The sequence below is a fragment of the Paenibacillus sp. VTT E-133280 genome (assembly GCF_002264385.1).
Classification (GTDB): domain Bacteria; phylum Bacillota; class Bacilli; order Paenibacillales; family Paenibacillaceae; genus Paenibacillus_AQ; species Paenibacillus_AQ nitricinens.
The window spans coordinates 22,730-31,256 of sequence record NZ_NFUX01000080.1; the positions used below are offsets into that span (position 1 = coordinate 22,730).

Sequence of the window (8,527 nt, forward strand, 5' to 3'; positions counted from 1 at the left end):
AAAACATCCTGTTAATAGACGGTACTTGGAATGAACATGTTATGATAACAGTTATATAGAAAGAGATCACATGGAAAAGCTTATAGATGCACTGGATATACAAGTGTTTTGTATAGATTCTGAAAGTCTTGAAGTACATAACTATGAAATCATTGAATTATAGCGCTGAGCTTCTCCCCTTCTCTCCCACACAAATATCCACCCCGCAACTCAAGTATCGCCGCTTTCGCAAATTGTGATCCTTCACCCTTTTCCCCCACCCTCCCACAATCATCAAAACATTTGTTAATGGTTTGGGCTTTTCTACGTATTAACTTATGTAAGTTTCTTCACAACAAATTGCGCAATTTGTTTAGCTATTGATGAAGGGGAGGTGGAAGGAGGGTGGAGATGGAGGTTATCCAGGGTACTGTGGACCGTTATAAGAATTTAGAAAGATCACGCGATGCCATCATGTCAAAAGAGGAATTTACTCGGATGTATGATATGTATTACAAACGTGTTTACAAATATATTAGCTATCGTATTAATAACCACCACGTGTCGGAGGACATTTGCAGTCAGGTGTTTGAGACGGTGATGTGCAAGTATTATAGCTTTTCAGAAGAAAAATCGAATTTCGAGGTTTGGCTGTTTGCCATTGTAAGAAATGCTGTGACGGATTACTTCCGGGGGCAGAAGAAAAGAAGCTACACCTCACTAGATTCTTTGCTGGAGCTCATATTTCCCAAGCCGTCTCCGGAGGAACTGGCGATTCGTGAGGATAATAATCAAGCACTCTTCAAGGCGCTCTCCAAGCTGCGTGAGAAGGAACGTAATATCATTGCCATGAAATATGGGGCTGGACTGAAAAATTCCGAAGTCGCACAGATCATGGGTGTCAGTGAGTCTAATATTGGCGTCGTTTTGCATAGAAGTCTGAAAAAACTGCATATTTCCTTAAAAGCAGGAGGATTCAACCATGAATAAGAAAAATGATCTCAACGAATTCAGCAAGACCATAGAGTTGCTTGAGAATGTCGAACAGGATAACACCGCCGCCAAAGAAAGAATTTATAACCGATTGATATACAAGCTGGACCATGGAGCTCTTGAACCCAAATCAGAGAAAAAGGACGGGATAACGATGAAAAAAAGTAGCTGGAGAAATGCAATAGTGATTGGCAGTGCAGTAATTTGTGTGGGTGGAGCATTCTCTGCAACCTCCTATGCACAGGATATGTTCCAATCGATCATGGCAAAGTTTGAAGTGGGAAATCTCGAAATCACGCAATATGATAAGGAGATTCCCCAAGCTGGACAGTCAATGACTTCATCTGAAGAGGGGAAAGGCGGGGAGAATGTTGCCATTGAATTGCCAGTTGCAGCTAAGTTGAGCCTGGATGAAGCACGTGCGGAGCTTGGCATGAACTTCCCGGCACCAACCTGGATGGCAGACTATGCGTTTGTGAATGTTGTTCTTCAGGGAACCAGCATGGCTGAAGTGCAATATAACTCCGGGGATAAAGCTGTTAATTTTCTAATCTCCAAGGGCGGCGACAATGGGATCAGCACTACGGAAGAAGTGAAAACAGAAGTAATCAACGGGACTAAGGTTTATTTTGCTAATGGAATTGTGATTTGGGAACAAGAAGGCTTTACTGTTGAACTGTATGCTCAAGAAGACTTTGACCAAGCCACACTTGGGAAGATCATCGACAGTTTCAGCATCGGTGCTCCTGTGAAGTCCTTAGGGACTGAAGAAGTGAAAGAGAACTTGCAGAAGAATGAAGGCGTAGTTGCAGCTCCAGCTTCGGTTCCGGTTGTAGATTCAAAATAAATGAGCTACTTAGGGTAGTATCCATAGATACACATAAAGAAGGCGCGAGGGGATTTCCCTTAGCGTCTTTTTTTACGAGGCTATACACATCCTAACCATTGCTAGCTTCCCAAAACAAAAGTATAATTGAGAATAATTATCAATAGATACGTCAACCAGCATATGAATAAGTGTATGAATCAAACTGTATTTATATAAGCAGTAAAGAGGTGACAGGATGCAAAGGCAATCTCAAAAAACAGATTTAAGCGAGGTTAAAAAATACATAGAAGAGAATTTCACGAAGCCTTTGTCTTTATCCTATTTAGCTGATCTTACTGGCCTTAGCTCCAGTTATTTTTCCTCGGCGTTCAAACAGGAATACATACAAAGTCCAATGGAGTTTGTTACGCAGCTACGGATTCAAAAGGCTAAACAATTATTGCAGCAAGATCACGTTCGCTTGAAGTTTGTAGCAGAGGCTGTTGGATATAGTGATGAGTTTTATTTTAGTCGAGTGTTCAAAAAGGTCGAAGGGATATCCCCAACGATGTACTCTAGTCAGCAAAAATCTAATATCGGCGTTGTAACTGGGAATATGATGGGGTATCTACTTGCGGCGGGAATTATCCCTTTTGCGGCACCCCTAAGCGCCAAATGGACACCTTATTACTATAATTTGTGGTCGCAAGACATCGAACATAAGGTAATCTTGACCCAAAATAAAAATTATTGCAGCCCAAATGAGCTATTGCATTTGCCACTCGATCTTCTTATTTCTCCAAAAGATTTATCGTCAGAGCTGGTAAAACAGATAGAGGATCATTTCCCCATCTATTGGCTGGATGATAAACAAGATTGCTTAATAGCATTAACTGAACTTGCTGCCCGATTAAATAAACAAGAAGAAGCGAAGCAGTGGATCACACAATATAGATCAAGATTGGAAGAGGTTCGTCGCGGATTAGCCTGGACCTCTACACCACCTAAAGTGCTAGTTATACGTATCTATCAGCAGCAAATCTTTGCTTATTGCAATACAGGTATACAGCATCTTTTATTTCAGGATTTGGGAGCGGTATCAAGTTATGAACAGCCTGGTGTATATAATGCCGAGATTTCTTTTGAAGAGCTAGGTACTTTGAAGGTAGATAAGCTGTTTACGATTATATGCCCTGATGATGAGTCACGAGCAACATGGCATCATTTGCAGAGAGATTCAGGATTCAAGCTGTTAGAGGCTATAGAGCGGCAACAAATCTATGTTATTCATTCCGATCCTTGGTTTGAATATTCCCCTGTCGCTTTAAAGCGAATGCTAGAGGAAGTCGCAGTGATGATGATACCTTGAAAATGTACATGTGGAATCATAAGATGTTACATGGTCAACCGATCCTATCTCTTATAAACTCAATACTGAGAATGATTATTATTGAGAACATAGGAAAGAGGGAAGGTCAATCATGAAGGGGTTTAAGACAAAAATAATAAGTTATGTTGTAATGGTTGGTTTATTATCCATTCTACTAACAGCTTGTGGCAGTAATAATGCGGCTAATTCACAAGCAACAGATACTCCAGCAACAACTAGTGAAGCGAGCGCAACTGCAACGGATGCACCGGCTGTACAAGAAACGGAAGTCGCAGCTAGAGAAGCGTTTGTGGTGACTGACCAAGTAGGCAATACAGTAAACATTCCCGGAACAGTACAGAAGGTGTATGCACCTGGATTAGAGGATTACCTAGTTACGCTTGGCGTAACCCCAGTAGCCCAATGGTCCACAGGTGAAAGACCACAGCAATATCTACAGGATACGTTAAGTGGTGTAGAAGAAATTAGCTTTGCTAATGGTATTCCCTCTCCAGAATCTGTAGTGGATTTGGAGCCGGAATTAATTATATTCCCAACGGCCTTTTATGCACAAAATGGTGTCTATGAAAACTATTCGCAAATTGCTCCAACTTACGTGTTTAAAAATGCGCTTGGTAACGTAGTGGAAGCCACAGAAACGATTGCCAAACTGCTAGGATTAGAAGATAAGGCTACAGAAGCTATTGCTGCTTATAATAAAAAGTTAGAAGAGACTAAAGCACAGTTAGCTAGCGTTTCTGCCGGTAAAAAAGCGATTTATATTAATGCGAATGCCCGGGCAATCTTTCTGGTGGGTAACTTCCATTACGGGGGTTATGTGCTGAGTGAGCTGGGATTTGCTCAAAGTGCTCTTGTAGAAGGTGAAATGTCTGCTGATATTTCGCTGGAAATGCTGTCTGATTTAGATGCTGATTATATCTTCATTAATGATAATGATGGTCTCGGAGATGCCTTCCTGGCAGACATTAAAGCTAGTCCCTTATGGAAGGCGCTGCCTGCGGTTCAAGCGGGTAAAGTGTTCGAGGTGGATGGCGATCACTGGAGATCCAGCGGATTAATTGCTTATCAAAAGACGATGGACGATATCGTGGCGTTCCTGAAGCCATGATCATCAAACCATACGTAAAGCCCAACTATGAAACGATGCTGATTACGAGTGAAGCTAATAATCTGGACTATGAGATTTTTATTGCACTACCTTTGGATGAACCTGCGCAGGATGGCTATGGTGTTATTTATGTGCTAGATGGTAATGGACTATTTGAGACCGCTGCTGAAATCACTCGGTTGCTGACGCGTAAGCCTAAAGGCTATCCACCCGCGATTGTTGTAGGCATTGGTTATCCTGGTGGTGAGGCCTTTGATACGGTGCGGCGAACCTATGATTTAACGATGCCAGCCGAGCTTGCGAATTTACCGAAGCGTCCGAACGGGGAGCCTTGGCCAGAGTTTGGCGGGGCAGATGAGCTGCTTGCTTTTTTTGAACAAGAGTTAATGCCAGCCATTGCCCAGCGGTTCGATATCCATAAGCACAAGCAAGCGTTGTTTGGTCATTCCTTTGGCGGATTATTCGTTCTGCATGCTTTGTTTACAAAATCCACCTTGTTTTCACATTATATTGCAAGCAGTGCTTCCATCTGGTGGAATGATTACGGACTGTTACATGAGTATGAGAAATTTAAAGCTGAGTTGCACAGCAATACGTTAAATCAACTACCTAAAACGCTAATGATAGTCGGTGGAGATGAGCTTGATTATATGGTCAAGGATAGCTTGGATTTATGTAACAGCATGATGTCGTTACACATTCCAAGCTTCGAAGTAAGCTGGGCATTGCTTGAGCAAGAGGAGCATGTAAGTGTAATCTCTGCTGCGATTAGTCGAGCCGTTAAATTTATGCTTACAACATCCTCTGACTTGCGTTAGACAATCATATTCGTTTGCATCTGAGCTAGCCCCTTGGCTGGCTCTTTTTGTAAAGGGAAGGGAAAGGGATGGAAACATTGTCTTTGAACTCGAATGTTCAGAAAACATCACTACCAGTAGAAAAAAAGCTTTCCTTTTTTGTGTTGCTGATCTTCATGCTAGTTCTATTAATAGGCGTATTAGTACTTGCTATGGCACTAGGAGCGAAAAAAATACCCTTTGCAGATGTATTCCTATCGATTTTTGCTTTTGATGATACAGCTTCTACGCATCAGGTGATCCAGTCCATTCGTTTACCCCGGGTACTTGCCGCTATGGCTACAGGTGCTGGATTTGCCGTAAGTGGAGCAATTATTCAAGGGGTTAGCCGGAACCCTTTAGCGGATTCAGGTATTCTTGGATTAAATGCTGGGGCAGGTGTCACGTTAGTTATTGCAATGGTATTCCTGCCTACCCTTACATTTACAGGCACACTTTGGCTCTGTATCATAGGTGCGGGATTGGGAGCGGGTTTAGTATTTAGTGTGGGTCTATTAAGTAAACGAGGGTTGACGCCTATTCGACTTGTATTAGCGGGTGCTGCCATATCTGCTATGCTCACTGCTTTAAGTGAAGGAATAAGTATCTTTTTCTCAGTGGCACAGCAGGTGGCTTTTTGGTATGGAGGCGGTTTAAGTGGCATTAGTATGGCTCATTTGCAGCAGATGCTGCCTTGGATGCTTCTTGCTCTACTTCTTGCCATCGTGATTTCGAAGTCGATTACAATACTATCTGTAGGGGATGAGACAGCGGAAGGTTTAGGCGTTAATATTAAACTTATCAAGAATCTCGCGCTTTTATCAGCCTTTATGCTAGCTGGGATTTCATGTGCTTTAGCTGGATCTGTAAGCTTTGTTGGGTTAATGGCTCCTCATTTGGTTCGTTACTTCGTTGGTGTCGATTATCGTTATATTATTCCTCTATCCGCCGTTCTAGGGGCAATCCTTGTTGTACTTGCTGATTTAGTGGCACGGATTGTAAATGCCCCTTATGAAATTCCTGTTGGTGCTGTAATTGCCGTTATCGGTGTCCCGTTCTTTCTATTTTTGGCACGTAAAGAAAGGCGGGAGCTATAGTGAAGCTAAGCTGGAAATTTATAATCATAGCTATACTTTTACTGCTAGGTTTTATCTATAGTGTATCTACCGGTCAAAGCAGCTTAAGCTTACAAGAGTTATGGCAAACCTTATTAGGCAATGGCACAACGAGGCAGGAGCTTGTACTTTTTCAGTTTCGTATTCCTCGTATGATCTTGGGTTTTCTAGTGGGTGGCGCGTTGGCGATAGCAGGAATGCTGCTACAAGCTATAAGTCGAAATGCATTAGCAGACCCAGGTATACTAGGGATAAATGCTGGTGCTGGATTATCCATGATGTTATTTTTACTTTTACAAAATAGCTCTACCGGTCTACATACTTATGTTCAGCCATTGTATGCGTTAATGGGTGGGTTTTTCGTTGTGGCCCTATTATTTTTGCTGTCCTATGATCGCAATCAGGGTATTATTCCCATACGATTAATTTATACAGGCATTGCTATTGCGGCTGCGATTAGTGCCTTTATGATTGTGTTAACCTTCGTACTAGAACCTTCACAATATCAAATGATCAAGGTGTGGCTGGCAGGAAACATTGGGAATAGTAATTGGAATCATGTGTATGCTATGCTACCTTGGTTACTTATTATTGTGCCTTTATTAATTCGGAAACATCTTATATTGGATGTGTTAAGGCTTAACGATCCCGTAGTCATCAGCTTAGGGGTGTCTTTAAATAAATATCGTGTTTTGTTTCTAGTGTGTAGTGTCTTATTGGCAGCACCAGCGGTTGCTGTGAGTGGTAGTATTGGATTTGTAGGACTGGTAGTTCCACATTTAGTTAGACGTCTCTTTCGTGGCCATAAAATCATGATTCCCGCATGCTTATTAATCGGAGGCGGATTAGTGGTTATTGCAGATGCGCTTGGTAAAATGGTCGTAGCCAATACGGAAATACCAGCAGGAGTGGTCGTGGCTTTAATCGGCGCTCCTTACTTCTTATATTTATTAATTAAAAGTGAATAACGGAAGGGACTTCGGACATGAAAAAGGTTATTGTAATTGGTGCAGGGATATTAGGAGCTTCAGCAGCTTATCAGATCAGTAAATTAGGTGCTGAAGTCATCATTATAGATCGTAAAGATGTTGGACAAGCAACAGATGCAGCCGCAGGGATTATTTGTCCATGGTTGTCTCAACGTAGAAACAAAGCATGGTATCGCCTTGCTAAAGCGGGAGCAAGCTTCTATCCAGCTCTTATTCAGGAGCTTCAAGAGGCTGGAGAAGCCGAGACCGGATATGCAAAAGTAGGAGCGATATGTATTCATGATGATGTATCAAAATTACTTGCGATGAAGGAAAGAGCGGAGCTTCGCAGAGAGGACGCACCTGAAATCGGTGAACTTACGATGCTGACGGATCTGGAAGCACAAGAGAAGTTTCCATTATTATCGGAAGGCTATCATGCGCTTCATGTATCGGGTGCAGCAAGAGTGGATGGACGTGCATTACGTGATGCTTTGCTAAGAGCAGCACAGCGTAACGGTGCACAGATGATTGAGGGAGATGCTATCTTAGAGCATGAGAATCACGAAATTAAAGCGGTTAGCGTAGGAGATCAGACATTCACGGCGGATGAAGTGATTGTGTGCGCAGGAGCCTGGTCCAATGCGGTGCTTCATCCGCTCGGGATCATGCTCCAGGTGCGTTATCAGAAGGCTCAAATTATGCACTTGAAGCTTGCTAAACAAGCGAGTACAGAGCAATGGCCTGTGGTAATGCCACCTACAGATCAATATATCCTTGCATTTGCGGATCAAAATATCGTGGTAGGTGCTACTCACGAGAATGATGTCGTAGGTTATGATACCTCTGTAACCGCAGGTGGAATGCAAGAAATATTAAATAAAGGTCTGCAAACGGCTTCCGGCCTTGCCGATTGCAGCCTAAATGAGATAAGAGTAGGGTTCCGTCCCTTTGCTGCAGATTTTCTTCCGGTGCTAGGAAGGGTTCAAGGCTGGAATAAGCTAATTGTGGCTAATGGACTAGGGGCATCCGGATTAACGATGGGACCTTTTCTTGGTGAGCAGCTAGCCAAGCTAGCCCTGGATCAGCAGGTAGATATTCAGCTTGAAGACTATGCATTAGAGCACGCTATAAATTGATTAGAAGCAACACGGATAAAAAAACCTTCTATATAAGTTGAACTAAAAACATTCTAAAAAGGAAAAGTGATGGAGGGGAAGTTTGGAACTGTAGGAACGTAGTGACCGCCTTTGTCACCGGATTTCAACCATGAAACATGGTATTAATCAAGAAATCTGGTGACAACAGCGGCCGGAAGTCCAAACATTCA

The 8,527-nt window shown here is 42.5% G+C and carries 8 protein-coding genes; all 8 read left to right on the forward strand.

All coding sequences use genetic code 11. The features are described from left to right. Positions 1 to 390 precede the first annotated feature (390 nt). The 8 genes from CA600_RS26190 to CA600_RS26225 all read left to right on the forward strand — a co-directional run bounded on the left by CA600_RS26190 (position 391) and on the right by CA600_RS26225 (position 8,336). Entirely contained in the window at positions 391 to 969 is a 579-nt protein-coding gene (locus tag CA600_RS26190) for a sigma-70 family RNA polymerase sigma factor (RefSeq protein WP_094874090.1), read from the forward strand. After that, the gene (locus CA600_RS26195) at positions 962 to 1,819 is read left to right on the forward strand and encodes a hypothetical protein (protein WP_179281742.1); all 858 of its coding nucleotides are present in this window, start codon (positions 962 to 964) and stop codon (positions 1,817 to 1,819) included. Before CA600_RS26190 ends, CA600_RS26195 begins: the two co-directional genes overlap by 8 nt. A gap of 217 nt (positions 1,820 to 2,036) precedes the next feature. Continuing rightward, on the forward strand, positions 2,037 to 3,149 hold the full coding sequence (locus tag CA600_RS26200; RefSeq protein WP_094874091.1) for a helix-turn-helix domain-containing protein: 1,113 nt from the start codon (positions 2,037 to 2,039) through the stop codon (positions 3,147 to 3,149). A 112-nt stretch (positions 3,150 to 3,261) separates the two neighbouring features. After that, positions 3,262 to 4,278, forward strand: a complete 1,017-nt coding sequence (locus CA600_RS26205) for an ABC transporter substrate-binding protein (RefSeq protein ID WP_094874092.1) — start codon at positions 3,262 to 3,264, stop codon at positions 4,276 to 4,278. Continuing rightward, a complete protein-coding gene (locus CA600_RS26210) occupies positions 4,275 to 5,096 on the forward strand; it encodes an alpha/beta hydrolase (protein WP_094874093.1) in 822 nt (273 codons plus the stop codon). Before CA600_RS26205 ends, CA600_RS26210 begins: the two co-directional genes overlap by 4 nt. Before the next feature lie 68 nt (positions 5,097 to 5,164). Further along, the gene (locus tag CA600_RS26215) at positions 5,165 to 6,211 is read left to right on the forward strand and encodes a FecCD family ABC transporter permease (protein WP_094874094.1); all 1,047 of its coding nucleotides are present in this window, start codon (positions 5,165 to 5,167) and stop codon (positions 6,209 to 6,211) included. Next, the gene (locus CA600_RS26220) at positions 6,211 to 7,197 is read left to right on the forward strand and encodes a FecCD family ABC transporter permease (RefSeq protein ID WP_179281743.1); all 987 of its coding nucleotides are present in this window, start codon (positions 6,211 to 6,213) and stop codon (positions 7,195 to 7,197) included. Before CA600_RS26215 ends, CA600_RS26220 begins: the two co-directional genes overlap by 1 nt. A 17-nt stretch (positions 7,198 to 7,214) precedes the next feature. Then, on the forward strand, positions 7,215 to 8,336 hold the full coding sequence (locus CA600_RS26225; protein ID WP_094874096.1) for an NAD(P)/FAD-dependent oxidoreductase: 1,122 nt from the start codon (positions 7,215 to 7,217) through the stop codon (positions 8,334 to 8,336). Positions 8,337 to 8,527: the final 191 nt, after the last annotated feature.

Bases quoted from the DNA above. Each gene is read 5' to 3' on its own strand.
- CA600_RS26225 (WP_094874096.1), top strand. From the start codon at position 7,215: ATGAAAAAGGTTATTGTAATTGGTGCAGGGATATTAGGAGCTTCAGCA.
- CA600_RS26195 (WP_179281742.1), top strand. From the start codon at position 962: ATGAATAAGAAAAATGATCTCAACGAATTCAGCAAGACCATAGAGTTG.
- CA600_RS26200 (WP_094874091.1), top strand. From the start codon at position 2,037: ATGCAAAGGCAATCTCAAAAAACAGATTTAAGCGAGGTTAAAAAATAC.
- CA600_RS26205 (WP_094874092.1), top strand. From the start codon at position 3,262: ATGAAGGGGTTTAAGACAAAAATAATAAGTTATGTTGTAATGGTTGGT.
- CA600_RS26210 (WP_094874093.1), top strand. From the start codon at position 4,275: ATGATCATCAAACCATACGTAAAGCCCAACTATGAAACGATGCTGATT.
- CA600_RS26190 (WP_094874090.1), top strand. From the start codon at position 391: ATGGAGGTTATCCAGGGTACTGTGGACCGTTATAAGAATTTAGAAAGA.
- CA600_RS26215 (WP_094874094.1), top strand. From the start codon at position 5,165: ATGGAAACATTGTCTTTGAACTCGAATGTTCAGAAAACATCACTACCA.